The following is a 20830-nucleotide window of genomic DNA, read 5'->3' as shown; positions in this document are numbered from 1 at the left end:
ATTGGGCCTGACACCCTTCCCAATGGCATACTGACGCCCTTTCCCCCACGTCCGTTGCCCCCATGCGCATCCACGTCAGCTTCATCGACCGCGTCGGCATCACCCAGGAAGTCCTGGCCCTGCTCGGTGCCCGCAACCTCAACCTCGATGCCGTGGAGATGGTGCCGCCGAACGTCTACATCGACGCCCCGACCTTGAGCCCCGCCGTGCTCGAGGAATTGCACGACGCGCTGTTCGAGGTGCACGGGGTGCAGTCGGTGCAGGTGGTCGACATCCTTCCCGGCCAGCGCCGTCACCTGCAGCTCGACGCCTTGCTGGCGGCCATGAGCGACCCGGTGCTGGCGGTCGACAGCGCCGGCAAGGTGCTGCTGGCCAACCCGGCGCTGATCGAGCTGTGCGGGCGCGAGTCGGCCGGCCGCTCGGTGGGCGAGCTGTTTGGCGACCCGAGCCTGTTGCAGGCGCTGCTGGACAACAATTTCCACCTGCCGATGCGCGAAATGCAGCTCGACGGCCAGAGCCTGCTGCTGGACGCCACGCCCATCACCAACGCCGGCGGCCTGCTCACCCTGTACCCGCCCACGCGCATGGGCGAGCGCCTGTCGGCCCTGTACCACGACCACGCCGAAGGCTTCGACGCCCTGCTTGGCGACTCCCCGGCCATCCGCACCCTCAAGGCCCGCGCCCTGCGCGTGGCGGCGCTTGACGCCCCGCTGCTGGTGCACGGCGAGACCGGCACCGGCAAGGAGCTGGTGGCCCGCGCCTGCCACGCCATCAGCAGCCGCCACGGCGCGCCCTTCCTGGCGTTGAACTGCGCCGCGCTGCCGGAGAGCCTGGCCGAGAGCGAGCTGTTCGGCTACGCCCCCGGCGCCTTCACCGGCGCGCAGCGGGGTGGCAAGCCGGGGCTGATGGAGCTGGCCAACCAGGGCACGGTGTTCCTCGACGAGATCGGCGAGATGTCACCGTACCTGCAAGCCAAGCTGCTGCGTTTTCTCAGCGACGGCAGCTTCCGCCGGGTGGGCGGCGACCGCGAGGTGAAGGTGGATGTGCGGATCATCAGCGCCACCCACCGCGACCTGGAACGCATGGTCGCCGAGGGCACCTTCCGCGAAGACCTGTTCTACCGACTGAACGTGCTCAACCTCCAAGTGCCGCCACTGCGCGAGCGCGGCCAGGACATCCTGCTGCTGGCGCATTTCTTCATGCAGCAGGCGTGCACGCAGATCCAGCGACCGCCCTGCCGCCTGGCCCCGGCCACCCACGCTGCGCTGCTGGCCAACCCATGGCCGGGCAATGTGCGCCAGTTGCAGAACGTGATCTTCCGCGCCGCGGCGATCTGCGAAGGCAACGTGGTGGATATCGGCGGGCTGGATATCGCCGGCACCTCGGTGGCGCGGGGGCAGGAAGGCGAGGTGGCGAGCCTGGAGCAGGCGGTGGGGGATTTCGAGCGCGAGCTGCTACAGCGCCTGTACACCAGCCACCCCTCCACTCGCCAGCTGGCTGCGCGCCTACAAACCTCGCACAGCGCCATTGCCCAGCGGTTGCGCAAGTACGGTATTCCAAGCAAAGGTTGAGGCGGCCCCATCGCGGGGCCAGCCCGCGCCTACGGACGGCGGGGCACCTTCCCCACCGCGTATCGAATTAAATACACCGTAACGAATTAGATACAACCTCCTCTGACCCCACTTCTCCAAGGGTTTGATCCCCCGCACCTTTTCATCCCCAGCACGCCTGTATCGATTTCATTACAAGTCATGCTGCCTTCATCACTTTTAAAACCAATAACTTATTGATTTAAAAGAAATTTATTTAAATGGCCGCATTATTGCTAAGCGATTCCCCAACCAAGAGCGCGGCCCACCGCGCCCACGCCCCCTGCTTCCCGAGGAATCCCCATGAGCGAGTTGCGTTTCACCGAAGATCACGAATGGCTGCGCGTCGAGGCCGATGGCAGTGTCACCGTGGGCATCACCGCCTACGCCCAGAATGCCCTGGGTGACGTGGTCTACGTGCAACTGCCGGAGCTTCAGGCCTACGACAAAGGCGCCGAAGCCTCCACCGTCGAGTCGGTCAAGGCCGCCAGCGGCGTGTACATGCCCCTGGCCGGCGAGGTCGTGGCGGTCAACGAGCAACTCAACGACAGCCCCGAGCTGGTCAACGAAGACCCTCTGGGCGAAGGCTGGTTCTTCCGCTTCATCCCCAGCGATGCCAACGCGGTAGCCGCCCTGCTCGACCAGGACGCCTATGATCGCCTGCTCAACGCCAACGCCGACGCCTGAGGACCTGCCATGACCATCAACCTCGGTACCGCCAACGAATTCATCGCCCGCCACATCGGCCCCCGCGCAACCGATGAGCACGCCATGCTCGCCACCCTGGGCTTCGACTCGCTGGACGCCATGACCGCCGCGGTCATCCCCGACAGCATCAAGGGCACCAGCGTGCTCGGCAGCCACGACGGCCAGAGCGAGGCCGACGCCCTCGCCGCGCTGAAGGCCATCGCTGGCAAGAACCAACTGTTCAAGAGCTTCATCGGCCAGGGCTACTACAACACCCACACCCCGGCGCCGATCCTGCGCAACCTGCTGGAAAACCCGGCCTGGTACACCGCCTACACCCCCTACCAGCCGGAAATCTCCCAGGGCCGCCTGGAAGCGCTGCTGAACTTCCAGACCCTGATCAGCGACCTGACCGGCCTGCCGATCGCCAACGCCTCCTTGCTCGACGAGGCCACCGCCGCCGCCGAAGCCATGACCTTCTGCAAGCGCCTGTCGAAGAACAAGGCCAGCCATGCCTTCTTCGCCTCCGTGCACTGCCACCCGCAGACCCTCGACGTGCTGCGCACCCGTGCCGAACCCCTGGGCATCGAAGTGGTGGTTGGCGATGAGCGCGAACTGGGCGATGTGTCCGCCTTCTTCGGCGCCCTGCTGCAATACCCGGCCAGCAACGGCGAGGTGTTCGACTACCGCGAGCTGGTGCAGCGCCTGCACGGCGCCGGCGCCCTGGTGGCCGTGGCCGCCGACCTGCTGGCCCTGACCCTGCTGACCCCGCCGGGCGAGTTCGACGCCGACGTGGCCATCGGCAGCGCCCAGCGCTTCGGCGTGCCACTGGGCTTCGGCGGCCCGCACGCGGCCTACTTCGCCACCCGTGACGCGTTCAAGCGCGACATGCCGGGCCGCCTGGTCGGCGTGTCGATCGACCGCTTCGGCAAGACCGCCCTGCGCCTGGCCATGCAAACCCGCGAGCAGCACATCCGTCGCGAGAAGGCCACCAGCAACATCTGTACCGCCCAGGTGCTGCTGGCCAACATCGCCAGCATGTTCGCCGTGTACCATGGCCCGGCCGGCCTCAAGCGCATCGCCGAACGCACCCACGCGCTGACCGCGATCCTCGCCGCTGGCCTCGAGCAACTGGGCGTCCAGGTCGCAACCGGCGCCTTCTTCGACACCCTGGCCCTGGCCACCGCTGACGCCACTGCCAGCCTGCACGACAAGGCCCGCGCCCAGCGCCTGAACCTGCGCCAGATCGACGCCGCCCAGCTGGGCCTGTCGCTGGACGAGACCAGCACCCAGGCCGACGTCGAGGCCTTGTGGAGCCTGTTCGCCAACGGCCAGGCCCTGCCTGACTTCGCCGCCCTGGCCGCCGCCACCGGCTCGCGCCTTCCGGCGGCGCTGCTGCGCCAGTCGGCGATCCTCGAACACCCGGTGTTCAACCGCTACCACAGCGAAACCGAGCTGATGCGCTACCTGCGCCGCCTGGCCGACAAGGACCTGGCGCTGGACCGCAGCATGATCCCGCTGGGCTCGTGCACCATGAAGCTCAACGCCGCCAGCGAGATGATCCCGGTGACCTGGGCCGAGTTCGGCAACCTGCACCCGTTCGCCCCGGCCGAGCAGAGCCAGGGCTACCTGGAAATGACCACCGAGCTGGAGGCCATGCTCTGCGCCGCCACCGGCTACGACGCCGTGTCGCTGCAGCCCAACGCCGGCTCGCAGGGTGAATACGCCGGCCTGCTGGCGATCCGCGCCTACCACCGCAGCCGCGGCGAGGGCCACCGCGACATCTGCCTGATCCCATCCTCGGCCCACGGCACCAACCCGGCGACCGCGCACATGGCTGGCATGCGCGTGGTGGTCACCGCCTGCGACGCGCGTGGCAACGTCGATATCGACGACCTGCGCGCCAAGGCCATCGAGCACCGTGAACGCCTGGCGGCGATCATGATCACCTACCCGTCGACCCACGGCGTGTTCGAGGAAGCCATCGGCGAAATCTGCGCGATCATCCACGACAACGGCGGCCAGGTGTACATCGACGGCGCCAACATGAACGCCATGGTCGGCCTGTGCGCCCCGGGCAAGTTCGGCGGCGACGTCTCGCACCTGAACCTGCACAAGACCTTCTGCATCCCCCACGGCGGTGGCGGCCCGGGCGTCGGCCCGATCGGCGTGAAATCGCACCTGGCGCCGTTCCTGCCGGGCCACGCGACCCTGGGCAACACCGAGGGCGCGGTGTGCGCGGCGCCGTTCGGCAGCGCCAGCATCCTGCCGATCACCTGGATGTACATTCGTATGATGGGTGGCGCCGGCCTCAAGCGTGCCTCGCAGATGGCCATCCTCAATGCCAACTACATCGCCCGTCGCCTGGAAGAGCACTATCCTGTGCTGTACACCGGCGGCAATGGCCTGGTCGCCCACGAGTGCATCCTCGACCTGCGCCCGCTCAAGGACACCAGCGGCATCAGTGTCGATGACGTGGCCAAGCGCCTGATCGACTTTGGCTTCCACGCCCCGACCATGTCGTTCCCGGTGGCGGGCACGCTGATGATCGAGCCGACCGAAAGCGAGTCCAAGGAAGAGCTGGACCGCTTCTGCGACGCGATGGTCCAGATCCGCGAGGAGATCCGCGCGGTCGAGAGCGGCAGCCTGGACAAGGACGACAACCCGCTGAAGAACGCCCCGCACACTGCGGCGGAGCTGGTCGGCGAATGGGCCCACGGCTACAGCCGCGAGCAGGCGGTGTACCCGCTGCCGAGCCTGGTGGAGGGCAAGTACTGGCCACCGGTCGGCCGGGTCGACAACGTCTACGGCGACCGCAACCTGGTGTGCGCCTGCCCGTCGATCGAGAGCTACCAGGACGCCTGATAGCTCCTTGGCCCGCGCCGTTCTCCGGTGCGGGCCACGCGCCCTGTGGGAGCGTGTTTACCCGCGAATGCAATGGTGGACTCACCGCCGCATTCGCGGATGAACCCGCTCCCACAGGCTCCCCCTCAACCCGCCGAACCTGGCAGGAGGAACCCATGTCACTGAGCGTCTTCGACCTGTTCAAGATCGGCATCGGCCCCTCCAGCTCCCACACCGTCGGCCCGATGCGCGCTGCCGCGCGCTTCGCCGAAGGGCTGCGCCGCGACGGTCTGCTGGCGCGCACCGTGAGCGTCAAGGCCGAGCTGTATGGCTCGCTCGGCGCCACCGGCAAGGGCCACGGCAGCGACAAGGCGGTGCTGCTCGGCCTGGAAGGCGAGCACCCGGACACCGTCGATACCGAATCCATCCCCGAGCGTTTGCAGGCGATCCGCAGCAGCGGGCGGCTGCGCCTGCTTGGCGAGCACGAGATCGCCTTCGTCGAGAAGCAGCACCTGGCGATGATCCGCAAACCGCTGGACTACCACCCCAACGGCATGATCTTCCGCGCCTTCGACGAGGCCGGGCTGCAGATCCGCAGCCGCGAGTACTACTCGGTGGGTGGCGGCTTCGTGGTCGACGAGGACGCCGCCGGCCACGACCGCATCGTCGAGGACAGCACCGTCCTGCCCTACCCGTTCAAGACCGCCCGGGAACTGCTCGGCCACTGCGCCGCGCAGCAGTTGTCGGTCAGCCAGGTGATGCTGGCCAACGAGGCGGCCTGGCGCCCGGAGGCCGAGACCCGCACGGGGCTGCTGCACATCTGGCAGGTGATGCAGGACTGCGTCGAGGCCGGCTACCGCCATGAAGGCATCCTGCCCGGTGGCCTCAAGGTCAAGCGCCGCGCCCCGGCGCTGTACCGCCAGCTCAGTCGCCACCCCGAGGCCAGCCTGCGCGATGCGCTGTCGGTCCTCGACTGGGTCAACCTCTACGCCCTGGCGGTGAACGAGGAAAACGCCTACGGCGGGCGCGTGGTCACCGCGCCGACCAACGGCGCGGCGGGCATCGTCCCGGCGGTGCTGCACTACTACATGCGCTTCATCCCCGGCGCCAGCGAAGATGGCGTGGTGCGCTTCCTGCTCACCGCCGCCGCCATCGGCATCCTCTACAAGGAAAACGCCTCGATCTCCGGGGCCGAGGTCGGCTGCCAGGGCGAGGTCGGCGTGGCCTGCTCGATGGCCGCCGGCGCCCTGTGCGAAGTCATGGGCGGCACCCCGCAACAGGTGGAGAACGCCGCCGAGATTGGCATGGAACACAACCTGGGCCTGACCTGCGACCCCATCGGCGGGCTGGTCCAGGTGCCTTGCATCGAGCGCAATGCCATGGGCTCGGTCAAGGCCATCAACGCGGTGCGCATGGCCTTGCGCGGCGACGGGCAGCACTTCGTCTCGCTCGACAAGGTCATCCGCACCATGCGCCAGACCGGCGCCGACATGAAAAGCAAGTACAAGGAGACCGCCCGCGGCGGTCTGGCCGTCAACATCATCGAATGTTGACCCGAACAAGAACCCAAGGAGTTACCGATGTCCGAAACACTGCTCAAGACCCCACTGCACGCCCTGCACCTGGAACTGGGCGCGCGCATGGTGCCGTTCGCCGGCTACGACATGCCCGTGCAGTACCCGCTGGGCGTGCTCAAGGAGCACCTGCACACCCGCGAGCAGGCCGGTCTGTTCGACGTCTCGCACATGGGCCAGATCGTCCTGCGTGGCGCTGATGCCGCCCAGGCCCTGGAAACTCTGGTGCCGGTGGACATCATCGACCTGCCGGTGGGCATGCAGCGCTATGCCATGTTCACCAACGAGCAAGGTGGCATCCTCGACGACCTGATGGTCGCCAACCTCGGTGACGACACGCTGTTCCTGGTGGTCAACGCCGCCTGCAAGGACCAGGACCTGGCTCATCTGCGCGCACGCATCGGCACGCGTTGCGAGATCGAGCCGCTGTTCGAGCAACGTGCCCTGCTGGCCCTGCAAGGCCCCGCAGCGGTGAAGGTGCTGGAGCGCCTGGCCCCGGAAGTGGCTGGCATGACCTTCATGCAATTCCGCCCACTGAGCCTGCTGGGCGAAGACTGCTTCGTCAGCCGCTCGGGCTACACCGGCGAGGACGGCTACGAAATCTCGGTGCCGGCCGACGCCGCCGACGCCCTGGCCCGCCGCCTGCTGGCCGAGCCCGAAGTACAGGCCATCGGCCTCGGCGCGCGCGACTCGCTGCGCCTGGAAGCCGGCCTGTGCCTCTATGGCCACGACATGAACACCACCACCAGCCCAGTGGAAGCGAGCCTGTTGTGGGCCATCTCCAAGGTGCGCCGCGCCGACGGCGCGCGGGCCGGCGGCTTCCCCGGCGCGGCCACGGTATTCGCCCAGCAGCAGGCTGGCGTGGCGCGCAAGCGGGTCGGCCTGCTGCCGCAGGAGCGCACCCCGGTGCGTGAGGCCGCGGAGATCGTCGATGGCAACGGCAAGACCGTGGGCCAAGTGTGCAGCGGCGGCTTCGGCCCGACCTTGGGCGCGCCGGTGGCAATGGGATATGTCGATAGCGAACATGCCGCACTCGACACCCCATTGTTTGCCGTTGTGCGCGGCAAGCAAGTTGCCTTGAAAGTCAGCAAAATGCCTTTCGTGGCGCAACGTTACTATCGCGGCTGAACGACCTGTCCGGCAGGCTCCACATATTCGATTTCGAACCTGCCCAATAACTTTTGAACATGGCGCCAGGCCAGGCGCCATGCCGTTTCCGACAAATATGTCGGTTATCGGCAAAAGCCCGATTCGGGGCTTTGCAAAGGGCTTGTTTTTGTCGCTGGAGTTGGCGTAGAGTCACTGCACTGTGTTTGCATGGGTCGCAACAGTTCGTGACCTGGGCCAGTAGCCGCAATCTGCTACAACCCGTTCGACGTCTCTTACTTTCCTGCAACCCAGCCCAGTAGTCTTTCACTTACAAAACGATGTGAAAGAAACTGTCATCAAAATTCAAGTTTCATAGGAAATAAGACAATGGCTGAGCGTCAGAACGGTACCGTCAAGTGGTTCAATGACGAGAAAGGTTATGGCTTCATCACCCCAGAGAGCGGTCCGGATCTGTTCGTTCACTTCCGCGCCATCGAAGGCAACGGCTTCAAGAGCCTGAAAGAAGGCCAGAAAGTCACTTTCGAAGCCGTGCAAGGCCAGAAAGGCATGCAGGCTGACAAGGTTCAGGTCGCCGGCTAAGCCGAACCCGACCCGCAAAAGCCCCTGCCAAGTGCAGGGGTTTTTTTTTGCCCGTAGAATGTCGGCTTCACCACTCGGAGCCCCGTGCATGTCCAAGCCTCTGCTCAACCCCCAGGGTGATTTCCCACCGGTCGGCCTGGGCCGTCGCCTGGCCGCGATGTTCTACGACTTCCTGCTGTGCACGGCGCTGCTGATGGTCACCACGCTGGTGTACAAGATGATCCAGATGGCGATCATCGGCGAAACGCGCATGCGCGCACTGACCGAGGCGGGAGCGCTGGATGGCGACCCGTTGCTGTCGACCGTGCTGCTGTTCGCACTGTTCGGTTTCTTCGCCAAGTTCTGGACTCACGGCGGCCAGACCCTGGGCATGCAGGTGTGGGGGGTGCGCGTGCAGAACGCCGATGGCAGCGCGATCAGCCTGTGGCAAGCGCTGTTGCGCTTCGTGGTGTCGATCGCGTCGTTGCTGTGCCTGGGGTTGGGGTTCATCTGGTCGCTGTTCGACAAGCGCAAGCGCAGCTGGCACGACATCTATTCGGAAACCCAGTTGGTGCGGATCCCAAAGCAGAAGAAATGATCCGGAGCCGCCGAAAGCACCACTCCTCCTGAGCGGGCTTGCCCCGCGATAAAGCCACCTCCGAGCCACAAAAAAGCCGACCCAAAGGTCGGCTTTTGCAATTCGCGCCAGACTGTCACCCCGCCCGACGCAACAACCATACCCCAGCCAACGCGCAGATCCCGGCCGGAATCACCACCGCCAACAGCGGCGGGAAGCCAAACACCTGGCTCGATGGCCCCAGCAGGTCCTGGGCGATGCGGAACACGAAGCCCACCAGCACACCGGTGAACACGCGCTGGCCCAGGGTCACCGAGCGCAGCGGGCCGAAGATGAAGGAAATCGCCATCAGCACCAGCGCCGCGGTCACCGCCGGCTGCAGGATCTTGGTCCAGAACGCCAGCCAGTAGCGGGCGTTGTTCAACCCCTGGTCGGCCAGGTAATGGATGTAGTCCCACAGCCCAGTGATCGACAGCGACTCCGGCGGCAGTACCACGGTATTGAGCAGTTCCGGCGTCACCGACACGTCCCACGGCTCCTCGGCGTTCTTCACCACCTCGGTGTGGTCGCCACGGAAGTAGGTGGTGCTGACGTCGCTCAGCACCCAGCGGCCTTCATGGTACTGGGCGCGGCGGGCGAAGCTGGAGGTGACGATCTTGCGCTGGTCGTCGAAGCGGTAGCGGGTCACCCCCAGCAGCAAGCCGTTGGGCTGCACCGAGTTGATGTGCACGAACTCCTCGCCCTGGCGGTGCCACATGCCGCGCTTGGAGCTCTGCGCCTCGCCGCCGCCCTGGGCCAGGGAACGCTCGGCCTGGGCCTTGTTCTCGGTCACCGGAGCCACGTACTCGCCGATCAGCAGGCCCACCAGCATCAGCACCAGCATCGGCTTCATCACCGCCCAGACGATGCGCCCGATGGACACGCCGGCAGCGCGCATGATGGTCAGCTCGCTGGCGCTGGCCAGGCTGCCCAGGCCGATCAGGCAGCCGATCAGCGCGGCCATCGGCAGCATGTCGTAGAGCCGGCGCGGCGCGGTCAGCAGCACGAAGCTGCCGGCGTCCATCAGGGTGTAGGTGTCGCTCAGGTCGCCCATCTCGTCGATGAAGGCGAACAGCGAGGCCAGGCCAAGGATGATCCCCAGCACGGCGAGAATGGCCAGCAGCACGCTCTGGCCGATGTAGCGGTCGAGCTTAGCCATGCGCCACCTCCGCACGACGAGCGGCGTGCTTGAGGCGCAGCGGCTCCCAGTACATCAGCCCAAGGCCAATGAGCAGGAACAGGCCGTGGACCCACCAGATGCCCAGCGACATCGGCAATTTGCCCTTCTCCAGGGCGCCGCGAACGGAAATCAGCATCGTCAGGTAGGCCATGTACAGGAGGATCGCCGGCAGCAGCTTGAGGAAGCGGCCCTGGCGCGGGTTGACCTTGGCCAGCGGCACCGCCAGCAGGGTCACGATGAACACCAGCAGCGGCAGCGACAGGCGCCATTGCAACTCGGCACGCTCGCGCAGGCCGTCATGGCCGAACAGGTCGCGGGTCGGGATGGCTTCGCGCTCGGTCACCTCCTCGGCGACTTCAGGCTTGGGCAACAGCACCCCGTAGGTGTCGTACTTGATCGCGCGGTAGTCGGCCTGGCCGGGGTTGCCGTCGTAGCGGTAGCCGTTCTGCAGGATCAGGTAGCGGTTGCCGTCGGCCTGCACTTCCTGGTGGCCTTTCTCGGCGACCAGCACGGACGGAGCGCGGTCCTTGGTCTTGTCCTGGTTGAAGCGCTTCTCGGAGATGAACACGCCACCGAGGTTGACACGGTCGTCGGACAACTGCTCTGTGTAGGTCACCCGGGTGCCGTCGCGCAGGGTCTGGAAGCGGCCCGGCACCAGGGTGTCGAACTCGGTCAGGGCGTCCTGCTGGGCGATGATCTGCTGCACCTGGGAAACACCTTGCGGTGCCAGGCTCAGGCTCAACCAGGCCACCAGCAGGGCGACCAACGCGGCCGGCGCCATGGTCAGGCCCAGCAGGCGCTGCTGGCTCATGCCGGTAGCCGAGAGCACGGTCATCTCACTCTCCAGGTACAGCCGGCCATAAGCCAGGAGGATGCCGAGGAACAGGCCCAGGGGCAGGATCAGTTGCAGGAAGCCAGGCAGGCGAAAGCCCATGATCATGAACAGCACGCCCGGGTCGAGCGCGCCCTGGGCCGCCTGGGCCAGGTACTTGATGAAGCGCCCGCTCATGATGATCACCAGCAGCACGGCGCTGACGGCGCTCAAGGTCACCAGGACCTCGCGGGACAGATAACGAAAGACGATCAAACCAGACACTCCTGGGTTGTCAGGGGTGGACTGCCAGATAATGGCGCCAACGATGACTTGGTGCGGCCAAGCCCAATGCCGGTCCGCCAGGGGCGAACCTCCATGTAAAGTGCGCGCATTATCCTGTGATTGGACGCGCCTGTCACTTGGCGGTGCATGACACCGTGTGCGGGCTTGCCCCGCGAAGGGCGGCAACGCTGCCGCAATCCATGAAATACCCCGCGCGGGGTTGTCACCATGGTCGCGCCAAGCTCAAACTGGCAGCTTTCACATTGGCACGCGATCACCACCACAGCGGCCACAGCACACAAGATCATTCGGGGAACCTGACATGGAACTGGTTGTAAAAAGCGTTGCCGCAGCATCCGTGAAAACCGCCACCTTGGTGGTGCCGGTCGGCGAAGGCCGCACCCTCGGCGCAGTGGCCAAGGCCGTCGATGCCGCCACCGAGGGCGCCATCGCCGCCGTGCTCAAGCGTGGCGACCTGGCCGGCAAGCCGGGCCAGACCCTGCTGCTGCACAACCTGCCGGGCCTGAAGGCCGAGCGCGTGCTGCTGGTCGGCAGCGGCAAGGACGAAGCGCTGGGCGATCGCGCCTGGCGCAAGCTGGTCGCCAGCGTCGCCGGCGTACTGCGCGGCCTGGGTGGTGGCGACGCGGTGCTGGCGCTGGACGACATCGCCGTCAGCGGTCGCGACGGCCACTACGGCAAGTACCGCCTGCTGGCCGAGACCCTGCTCGACGGCACCTACGTGTTCGACCGTTTCAAGAGCCAGAAGGCCGAGCCGCGCGCCCTGAAGAAAGTCACCCTGCTGGCAGGCAAAGCGGGCCTCGCCGAGGCCGAGCGCGCGGTCAAGCACGCCAGCGCCATCACCACCGGCATGGCCTTCACCCGCGACCTGGGCAACCTGCCACCGAACCTGTGCCACCCAAGCTACCTGGCCGAGCAGGCCAAGGAACTGGGCAAGGCGCACAAGGGCCTGAAGGTCGAAGTGCTGGACGAGAAGAAGATCAAGGACCTGGGCATGGGCGCGTTCTACGCCGTGGGCCAGGGCAGCGACCAGCCGCCACGCCTGATCGTGCTCAACTACCAGGGCGGCAAGAAGGCCGACAAGCCGTTCGTCCTGGTCGGCAAGGGCATCACCTTCGACACCGGCGGCATCAGCCTCAAGCCCGGTGCCGGCATGGATGAAATGAAGTTCGACATGTGCGGCGCCGCCAGCGTGTTCGGCACCCTGCGCGCGGTGCTGGAACTGCAGTTGCCGATCAACCTGGTGTGCCTGCTGGCCTGCGCCGAGAACATGCCGAGCGGCGGCGCCACCCGCCCGGGCGACATTGTCACCACCATGAGCGGGCAGACCGTCGAGATCCTCAACACCGACGCCGAAGGCCGCCTGGTGCTGTGCGACACCCTGACCTACGCCGAGCGCTTCAAGCCGCAGGCGGTGATCGACATCGCCACCCTCACCGGCGCCTGCATCGTCGCCCTGGGCAGCCACACCTCGGGCCTGATGGGCAACAGCGACGAGCTGGTCGGTCAACTGCTCGACGCCGGCAAGCGCGCCGACGACCGTGCCTGGCAACTGCCGCTGTTCGATGAATACCAGGAGCAACTGGACAGCCCATTCGCCGACATCGCCAACATCGGTGGCCCGAAGGCCGGCACCATCACCGCCGGCTGCTTCCTGTCGCGCTTCGCCAAGAGCTACCACTGGGCGCACCTGGACATCGCCGGCACCGCGTGGATCAGCGGCGGCAAGGACAAAGGCGCCACCGGCCGCCCGGTGCCGCTGCTGACCCAGTACCTGCTGGACCGCGCGGGCGTCTGATGGCGTAAGGCCGTGGCGTCCCAATCGCGGGGCCAGCCCGCTCCCACAAATTCGGCGCAGCCGACAGAACTGCGCTGAATCTCCAGGAGCGGGCTGGCCCCGCGACAAGGCCGTCACGGGCACTCCACCTCTCAGCTCAACGTAACCGATCATGAGCAAAGTCGACTTCTACATCCTCCCCACCGACGCCCTCGCCGCCCGCCTGGATTTCGCCTGCAAGCTCTGCGAAAAAGCCTGGCGCCTCGGCCACCGGGTCTACCTGCACTGCCAGGACGAAGCCCAGCGCACCGAGCTGGACCAGCGCCTGTGGCAGTTCAAGGGCGAGGCCTTCGTGCCCCACGACCTGGCCGAGGCCCATGCCGAGGCCGCCGTGGCCCTGGGGTTGGGGGACAGTGCCGGTGAACACCGCGACCTGCTGATCAACCTGGGCGCCGGCGTGCCAGGGTTCGTCGGCCAGTTCGAACGGGTCGCCGAAATCGTCGTCGAGGAGCCGGCCATCCGCCAGTCGGCACGCGAGCGGTTCCGTTTCTACCGCGAACAGGGCTATGCTCTGCAAGACCACCGCTTACAGCGACTTTAACGACGATGGACAAGCCCTCCGCCCTACCCCAATCCGCCCATCTGCTCGACGACCTGGAGTCGATCCGCCAGTTGCTGGGCGACGCCGACCTGCAGCCACCGCTGCTGACCGAAACGGTCGAACAGATTCCATTGTTGCTCGACGAGCCGGCCACGCAAACCGAGCCCGTGGCAGCCCCCGCCCCCCAGGAAAACCCGCAGACCCGCCGCCAGGACACCCTGCTGCACCTGGACAGCGAGCTGCGCGCCGCCGCGCAATTGATCATGCAGGACGTGATCAACGACTTCATCCCGCACATCGAGACCGAGGTCAAACGCCGCCTCGAAGCGCGCATGGAGCGCCTGCTCAAGCGCCCCGAATAAGGGCGCGCCCCTTGCGGTATGCCATTCGCGGGAAAGCCCGCGAATGGCACTACACCCCTCTCATGAAGCTCCGTTATACTCTTCGGCTTTTCCGTATTTATGCCTAAGGGTCCCGCCGCGCATGGATAAGACCTACCAGCCGCACGCCATCGAAACTTCCTGGTACAACACCTGGGAGTCCGAGAACTACTTCGCCCCACAAGGTGCAGGCGAGTCCTACACCATCATGATCCCGCCGCCGAACGTGACCGGCAGCCTGCACATGGGCCATGGCTTCAACAACGCCATCATGGACGCGCTGATCCGCTTCCGTCGCATGCAGGGCCGCAACACCCTGTGGCAGCCGGGCACCGACCACGCCGGCATCGCCACCCAGATGCTGGTGGAGCGCCAGCTCGAGGCCAAGGGCCAGAACCGTCATGACCTGGGTCGCGAGCAGTTCCTGGAGAAGGTCTGGGAGTGGAAGGACCAGTCCGGTGGCAACATCAGCCGGCAGATCCGCCGCCTGGGCTCGTCGGTGGACTGGAGCCGCGAGCGCTTCACCATGGACGACGGCCTGTCCGAGGCGGTCAAGGAAGCCTTCGTGCGCCTGCATGAGGACGGCCTGATCTACCGTGGCAAGCGCCTGGTCAACTGGGACACCAAGCTGCACACCGCCATCTCCGACCTCGAAGTGGAGAACCACGACGAGAAGGGCCACCTGTGGAACCTGCGCTACCCGCTGGCCGACGGCGCCAAGACCGCCGATGGCAAGGACCACCTGGTGGTCGCCACCACCCGTCCGGAAACCCTGCTCGGTGACGTCGCCGTCGCCGTCAACCCGACCGACGAGCGCTACCAGGCCCTGATCGGCAAGTTCGTCGAGCTGCCGCTGGTCGGCCGACGCATCCCGATCGTCGCCGACGACTACTGCGACCCCGAGTTCGGCACCGGTTGCGTGAAGATCACCCCGGCCCACGACTTCAACGACTACGAAGTCGGCAAGCGCCACAACCTGCCGCTGCTGAACATCTTCGACAAGAACGCCAGCGTGCTCGCCGCAGCGCAGGCGTTCAACCTCGACGGCAGCGTCATCGACAACCTCGACACTTCGCTGCCGGCCCAGTACGCCGGCCTCGACCGTTTCGTCGCGCGCAAGCAGATGGTCGCCGACCTGGAGGCCCAGGGCCTGCTGGTGAGCATCGACGACCACGCCCTGAAAGTGCCGAAGGGCGACCGTTCCGGCACGGTCATCGAACCCTGGTTGACCGACCAGTGGTACGTCTCCACCAAGCCGCTGGCCGAACCCGCCATCGCCGCCGTGGAAGACGGCCGCATCCAGTTCGTGCCCAAGCAATACGAGAACATGTACTTCTCCTGGATGCGCGACATCCAGGACTGGTGCATCAGCCGCCAGCTGTGGTGGGGCCACCGCATCCCGGCCTGGTACGACGAGGCCGGCCAGGTCTACGTCGGTCGCAACGAGGAAGAGGTCCGCGCCAAGCACAACCTGGGCGCCGACGTGAGCCTGCGCCAGGACGACGACGTGCTCGACACCTGGTTCAGCTCGGGCCTGTGGACCTTCTCCACCCTTGGCTGGCCGGAAAAGACCGAGTTCCTCAAGACCTTCCACTCCACCGACGTGCTGGTCACCGGTTTCGACATCATCTTCTTCTGGGTTGCGCGCATGATCATGCTGACCATGCACCTGATCAAGAACGAGGATGGCACCGCGCAGGTGCCGTTCAAGACCGTCTACGTGCACGGGCTGGTGCGTGATGGCCAGGGCCAGAAGATGTCCAAGTCCAAGGGCAACGTGCTCGACCCGCTGGACATCGTCGACGGCATCACCCTCGACGCCCTGCTGGAAAAACGCACCAGCGGCATGATGCAGCCCAAGCTTGCCGAGAAGATCGCCAAGCAGACCAAGGCCGAGTTCCCCGAAGGCATCGCCAGCTACGGCACCGACGCCCTGCGCTTCACCTTCTGCTCGCTGGCCTCCACCGGCCGCGACATCAAGTTCGACATGGGCCGCGTCGAAGGCTACCGCAACTTCTGCAACAAGATCTGGAACGCCGCCCGCTACGTGCTCGACAAAGGCGAGGACTGCGGCCAGAACGGTGAGGCCTACGAACTGTCGCTGGCCGACCGCTGGATCATCTCGCAGCTGCAACGCACCGAAGCCGAAGTCACCCGCCAGCTCGAGCAGTTCCGCTTCGACCTGGCCAGCCAGGCGCTGTACGAGTTCATCTGGAACCAATACTGCGACTGGTACCTGGAGCTGTCCAAGCCGGTGCTGTGGGACGAGAACGCCCCGGTAGAGCGCGCCCGCGGCACCCGTCGCACCCTGGTGCGCGTGCTGGAAGTGGCGCTGCGCCTGGCCCACCCGTTCATGCCGTTCATCACCGAAGAGATCTGGCAGCGCATCGCGCCGCTGGCCGGCATCGACGGCAAGACCATCATGCTGCAACCCTGGCCGGTGGCGAACGAGAGCCGCATCGACGTCGGCGCCGAAGGCGACATCGAGTGGCTGCAACAGCTGATGGTCGGCCTGCGCAACATCCGCGCCGAGATGAACATCGGCCCCGGCAAGCCGCTGCCGCTGTTCCTGAAAAACGCCAACGCCGACGACCAGCGCCGCCTGCAGGAAAACGAAGCGTTGCTGAAGAAGCTGGCCAAGGTCGAGTCGTTCACCGTGCTCGGCGAACAGGACGAAGCGCCGCTGTCGGCCACCGCGTTGGTGGGTGACCTGCAAGTGCTGGTGCCGATGGCCGGCCTGATCGACAAGGACGCCGAGCTTGCGCGCCTGAGCAAAGAGATCCAGCGCCTGCAAGGCGAGGTCCAACGCGTGGGTGGCAAGCTGTCCAACGCCGCCTTCGTCGACAAGGCCCCGCCAGCGGTGATCGAGAAGGAACGCGCCAAGCTGGCCGAGTCCGAACAGGCCCTGGCCAACTTCACCGAGCAGCACGCGCGCATCGCTGCGCTTTAAACCTCAGTGAAGCGATCGCGGGGCAAGCCCGCTCCTACAGTACGTGTAGGAGCGGGCTTGCCCCGCGATGCTTTTACCCGGACACACCCATGACCCGCAAACCCACCCTGCACCCGCGCAACCGCCACCAGGGCCGCTACGACTTTCCGGCGCTGATCCAGGCGCACCCGGACCTCGCCCGTTTCACCCTGACCAACCCCCACGGCAAACCCAGCATCGACTTCGCCAACCCCGAGGCAGTGCGCGTGTTCAACCGTGCCTTGCTCAAAGCCCAGTACGGCATCCAGCACTGGGACATACCCGCCGACTACCTGTGCCCGCCGATCCCTGGGCGCGCCGACTACATCCACGTGCTGGCCGACCTGCTGGCCGAAGACAACGGCGGGCAGGTTCCCCGCGGCGCCCAGGTGCGCGCGCTGGACGTCGGCGTCGGCGCCAACTGCATCTACCCGCTGCTTGGCCATAGCGATTACCGCTGGCGCTTCCTCGGCTCGGACATCGATGCCACGGCGCTGGCCTCGGCCAAGGCGATCGTCCAGGCCAACGGCCTGACCAAGGCCATCGCCCTGCGCCAACAGGCCAACCGCAAGCACATCCTCACCGGCCTGCTGCACGACGACGAGCGCTTCGACCTGACCCTGTGCAACCCACCTTTCCACAGCTCGCGCGAAGAGGCCACCCGTGGCAGCCAGCGCAAATGGAAGAACCTGGGCAAGCAGGACCCCACCCGCAAGCTGCCGGTGCTGAACTTTGGCGGGCAGAACAACGAACTGTGGTGCGAGGGCGGCGAGATCCGCTTCGTCACCCAACTGGTGAACGAAAGCGTGCAGTACGGCGAGCGGGTGCTATGGTTCACCAGCCTGGTGTCCAAGGCCAGCAACTTGCCGGCTATCGAGGTGGCGCTGAAGCAAGCGGGCGTGAAAGCCCAGCGCGTCGTCGAGATGGGCCAGGGCCAGAAACAGAGCCGCATGGTTGCCTGGACCTTCCAGGATGACGCCATGCGTAGCGCCTGGCATGCCGCCCGGGGCAAGGCGCAGGCATGAAAAAACCGCGCCCGGGCAAGCCGGGCGCGGTTTCAACGAAGCATCGACAATTACTTGTTGACGGCGTCGGTCAGGACCTTGGCAGGTACGAACTTGACGACTTTCTTGGCAGCGATTTCGATGGCAGCGCCAGTCGAAGGGTTGCGGCCGGTACGGGCAGGACGCTCGGAGACTTTCAGCTTGCCGATGCCTGGCAGGGTGATTTCAGCGCCGTTTTCCAGTTGGTCGGCGACGATCTGGCCCAGTTGCTCCAGCGCATTCTTGGCGGTTGCTTTCGGCGCGCTGATCGACTCGGCGATATCGGCAATCAGTTGGTCTTTGGTCAATGCCATGGTGGTGTTCCTTCCCTATCAAATCAGAGGTATGCAGCTGCTTCATCGTTATCGGGCCAGCCCGGAAAAACTCCAGCGAGCCTCGCCAATCGCGTATGTAGATACGAAAAACGGCGTTTGGTTCGACACGACCCAAGCGAACTGCCAGCAATGCGCCACCCCAAGGGGCGCAAGACCGCGCAAAGCTACCACAGGAAGGGATAAATATCCGCTGCACACCGCGTTTTTATGCAGGTTTTTCGGGGGGTTGCGCGAAATCCGCGAAAAATCGGACAAAAAACGAACAACTGGCATTTGCGCCAACATCTGGCCACTGCATCACCCCCTCCCTGCGGTAAACTGAGCGCCTTTTGCTGTGCGGCCACACACCGCCCCCAACCCGCCGAGAATTCCATGCCAATCCGACATTGCATCGTTCACCTGATCGACAAGAAGCCCGATGGCAGCCCCGCCGTGCTCCATGCGCGCGACAGCGAACTGGCTGCCTCGGATGCCATCGAGAACCTTCTGGCCGACCTCAACGACAGCTACAACGCCAAGCAGGGCAAGGCCTGGGGCCTGTTCCACGGCGAATCCGGAGCCTACCCGCTCAGTGGCTGGCTCAAGCAGTACCAGGACGGCGAGCAGGACTTCACCGCCTTCAGCCGCATCGCGGTCGAACACCTGCAGAAGCTGATGGAAGAGTCCAACCTGTCGACCGGCGGCCACGTGCTGTTCGCCCATTACCAACAAGGCATGACCGAATACCTGGCCATTGCCCTGCTGCACCACAGCGAAGGCGTGGCGGTGAACGCCGAGCTCGATGTGACGCCCTCGCGCCATCTGGACCTCGGCCAACTGCACTTGGCCGCGCGCATCAACCTCTCGGAGTGGAAGAACAACCCACACTCCAAGCAGTACATCTCGTTCATCAAAGGCAAGAACGGCAAGAAGGTGTCGGATTACTTCCGCGACTTCATCGGCTGCCAGGAAGGTGTCGACGGCCCCGGCGAGACCCGCACCCTGCTCAAGGCCTTCAGCGACTATGTCGAGAGCGAGGACCTGCCCGAGGAGGCCGCCCGCGAGAAGACCCAGACCCTGGTGGACTACGCCACCACCCAGACCAAACTGGGTGAGCCGGTGACGCTCGAGGAACTGTCGAGCCTGATCGACGAGGACCGGCCCAAGGCGTTCTACGACCATATCCGCAACAAGGACTATGGCCTGTCGCCGGAGATCCCCGCCGACAAGCGCACGCTCAACCAGTTCCGCCGCTTCACCGGCCGCGCCGAGGGCCTGTCGATCAGCTTCGAGGCGCATTTGCTGGGCTCGAAGATCGAGTACGACGAAGAGGCCGGCACCCTGGTGATCAAGGGCCTGCCGACCCAACTGATCGACCAGCTCAAGCGCCGCAAGGACTGAGGCGCTTCATGCTGTTCGTGACGGCCTTATCGCGGGGCAAGCCCGCTACAGGATCATCGCCGGTTTCAACGACAGCGCTGTACCTGTGCGGGCTCACCCGCGAAGAGGCCGGCACTGACAGCGCCGAACCCCATCAGCCCGCCTCACGGGCATAAGCCGCCACCAGCGCCTCCTTGGCCGACTTGCGCAGCTTCTTTACCAACCGCTCCTGGCGCAGTGCCTCGCCCTTGTCTGGCCACTGCTCGACATACACCAACGCCTGCGCCGGGCTGGTCTTGAAATAACTCGCCCCCTGCCCTTTCTGGTGCTTGAGAAATCGTCGCTGCGGGTCATCGCTGATGCCGCAATACAGCGAGCCGTTAGCGGCACGCACCAGGTAGACGTACCAGGGTTTCGATACCTTGCCCGGCCCTTCTTCACTCACGACACATGCTCTCTGCGTAATCCGTTTGGTGAGCCCCACTCGAGTTCAGCGCCACTGCCTCAACGCTGCTGCTGGAACGCCCGCAGGCCTTTGAAGGCCTGCTGGCGCACTTTGTTGCGCACTATCGGCGACCAACCCAGCAACAGCCCCGGGGTGCCGAGGGCCTGGCGCGACCAACGCCACAGGTCGAAGCTGTCGTCGTGCTGGCAGATCAGGCCATCGCGGAACACGAAGCGCGCCTGGATATCGTTGACCACGGTGCGGCCAGTCTGGCTGAACAGGTAGGTGGCGACCCAGTGCGCGCCGCCGTTGTGGGCGTCGGCGCGCACATTGTCGAAGGTCAGGGAGAAGTCCTTGGCGCGGGTGGTCAGCATCCGCCACATGTCACCCACGTCCTTGCCGCGCAAGGTGCCGAAGGCCGGGTCGCTGAAGACGATGTCATCGCTGTAGCAGGCCACCATGGCCTCGGCGTCCAGGCGCTGGAACGCCTGGTAGAAACGGGTGATCAGGGCGCTGTTGGCGTCGCTCATGAGGCTGGTCCGTCCAGGGAATGAAGGCTGAAACGATAAGCCGCGGCGGGCGTTCGCGCCATGTCCATTTGCGTCATGAATGGCGCCAGGTGGTGGTCATGCCCGCGATAGGGCCGGAAC

General features: G+C 65.6%; 18 protein-coding genes. 13 read left to right on the top strand and 5 right to left on the bottom strand.

Features of this window, described 5'->3' with window-relative positions:
• Nucleotides 1–62 precede the first annotated feature (62 nt).
• The 7 genes from P0Y43_RS06470 to P0Y43_RS06440 all read left to right on the top strand — a co-directional run bounded on the left by P0Y43_RS06470 (nt 63) and on the right by P0Y43_RS06440 (nt 8960).
• Nucleotides 63–1571: a sigma-54-dependent transcriptional regulator gene (locus P0Y43_RS06470; protein WP_275636461.1), complete on the top strand. Its 1509-nt coding sequence runs from the start codon at nt 63–65 to the stop codon at nt 1569–1571.
• A 321-nt stretch (nt 1572–1892) separates the two neighbouring features.
• Nucleotides 1893–2276, top strand: coding sequence for a glycine cleavage system protein GcvH (gene gcvH / locus P0Y43_RS06465; protein ID WP_275636460.1), 384 nt, complete (start codon nt 1893–1895; stop codon nt 2274–2276).
• Nucleotides 2277–2285: 9 nt separating this feature from the next.
• On the top strand, nt 2286–5141 hold the full coding sequence (gcvP, locus tag P0Y43_RS06460; protein WP_275636459.1) for an aminomethyl-transferring glycine dehydrogenase: 2856 nt from the start codon (nt 2286–2288) through the stop codon (nt 5139–5141).
• Between the two features lie 155 nt (nt 5142–5296).
• Nucleotides 5297–6673, top strand: a complete 1377-nt coding sequence (locus tag P0Y43_RS06455) for an L-serine ammonia-lyase (RefSeq protein ID WP_275636458.1) — start codon at nt 5297–5299, stop codon at nt 6671–6673.
• A 27-nt stretch (nt 6674–6700) separates the two neighbouring features.
• Nucleotides 6701–7822 carry a glycine cleavage system aminomethyltransferase GcvT gene (gcvT, locus tag P0Y43_RS06450; protein ID WP_275636457.1) on the top strand — a complete coding sequence of 374 codons (1122 nt, stop codon included), beginning with the start codon at nt 6701–6703 and terminating at the stop codon, nt 7820–7822.
• 348 nt (nt 7823–8170) lie between these two features.
• Nucleotides 8171–8383 carry a cold-shock protein gene (locus P0Y43_RS06445; RefSeq protein WP_003257941.1) on the top strand — a complete coding sequence of 71 codons (213 nt, stop codon included), beginning with the start codon at nt 8171–8173 and terminating at the stop codon, nt 8381–8383.
• A gap of 88 nt (nt 8384–8471) precedes the next feature.
• Nucleotides 8472–8960 (top strand): RDD family protein, encoded by a 489-nt coding sequence (locus P0Y43_RS06440; protein WP_275636456.1) that lies wholly within the window; start codon nt 8472–8474, stop codon nt 8958–8960.
• A gap of 115 nt (nt 8961–9075) precedes the next feature.
• Here P0Y43_RS06440 and lptG read toward each other — a convergent pair whose 3' ends face one another.
• Nucleotides 9076–10137, bottom strand: a complete 1062-nt coding sequence (lptG, locus tag P0Y43_RS06435; RefSeq protein ID WP_275636455.1) for an LPS export ABC transporter permease LptG — start codon at nt 10135–10137, stop codon at nt 9076–9078.
• Nucleotides 10130–11245, bottom strand: coding sequence for an LPS export ABC transporter permease LptF (gene lptF, locus P0Y43_RS06430; protein ID WP_275636454.1), 1116 nt, complete (start codon nt 11243–11245; stop codon nt 10130–10132). Before lptF ends, lptG begins: the two co-directional genes overlap by 8 nt.
• Before the next feature lie 331 nt (nt 11246–11576).
• Here lptF and P0Y43_RS06425 point away from each other — a divergent pair, with 331 nt between their 5' ends.
• From P0Y43_RS06425 to rlmF, 5 genes are all read left to right on the top strand, one after another.
• Nucleotides 11577–13070, top strand: a complete 1494-nt coding sequence (locus tag P0Y43_RS06425) for a leucyl aminopeptidase (RefSeq protein ID WP_275636453.1) — start codon at nt 11577–11579, stop codon at nt 13068–13070.
• Between the two features lie 151 nt (nt 13071–13221).
• A complete protein-coding gene (locus P0Y43_RS06420) occupies nt 13222–13650 on the top strand; it encodes a DNA polymerase III subunit chi (RefSeq protein ID WP_275636452.1) in 429 nt (142 codons plus the stop codon).
• 5 nt (nt 13651–13655) lie between these two features.
• Complete coding sequence (locus tag P0Y43_RS06415; RefSeq protein ID WP_275636451.1) at nt 13656–14012, top strand: DNA polymerase III subunit chi; 357 nt, start codon at nt 13656–13658, stop codon at nt 14010–14012.
• A 121-nt stretch (nt 14013–14133) separates the two neighbouring features.
• Nucleotides 14134–16980: a valine--tRNA ligase gene (locus tag P0Y43_RS06410; protein ID WP_275636450.1), complete on the top strand. Its 2847-nt coding sequence runs from the start codon at nt 14134–14136 to the stop codon at nt 16978–16980.
• Nucleotides 16981–17069: 89 nt separating this feature from the next.
• A complete protein-coding gene (gene rlmF, locus P0Y43_RS06405; protein ID WP_275636449.1) occupies nt 17070–18023 on the top strand; it encodes a 23S rRNA (adenine(1618)-N(6))-methyltransferase RlmF in 954 nt (317 codons plus the stop codon).
• A 50-nt stretch (nt 18024–18073) separates the two neighbouring features.
• Here the strand turns inward: rlmF and P0Y43_RS06400 are convergent, their stop codons facing one another.
• Complete coding sequence (locus P0Y43_RS06400) at nt 18074–18355, bottom strand: HU family DNA-binding protein (protein ID WP_275636448.1); 282 nt, start codon at nt 18353–18355, stop codon at nt 18074–18076.
• Between the two features lie 393 nt (nt 18356–18748).
• Between P0Y43_RS06400 and yejK the strand changes: the two genes are divergently transcribed.
• On the top strand, nt 18749–19756 hold the full coding sequence (yejK, locus tag P0Y43_RS06395) for a nucleoid-associated protein YejK (RefSeq protein ID WP_275636447.1): 1008 nt from the start codon (nt 18749–18751) through the stop codon (nt 19754–19756).
• Between the two features lie 133 nt (nt 19757–19889).
• On the opposite strand, the gene P0Y43_RS06390 is transcribed toward yejK, so the two are convergent.
• Together P0Y43_RS06390 and P0Y43_RS06385 are read right to left on the bottom strand one after the other, a co-directional pair.
• A complete protein-coding gene (locus P0Y43_RS06390) occupies nt 19890–20180 on the bottom strand; it encodes a GIY-YIG nuclease family protein (protein WP_275636446.1) in 291 nt (96 codons plus the stop codon).
• A gap of 59 nt (nt 20181–20239) precedes the next feature.
• Nucleotides 20240–20710: a nuclear transport factor 2 family protein gene (locus P0Y43_RS06385; protein WP_275636445.1), complete on the bottom strand. Its 471-nt coding sequence runs from the start codon at nt 20708–20710 to the stop codon at nt 20240–20242.
• Nucleotides 20711–20830 lie beyond the last annotated feature (120 nt).

Origin of the sequence: Pseudomonas entomophila (genome assembly GCF_029193575.1) — a bacterium.
GTDB lineage: Bacteria > Pseudomonadota > Gammaproteobacteria > Pseudomonadales > Pseudomonadaceae > Aquipseudomonas > Aquipseudomonas entomophila_G.
Note: the sequence above shows the minus strand (reverse complement) of the source record. Positions and strands in the feature narration are given on the sequence as shown.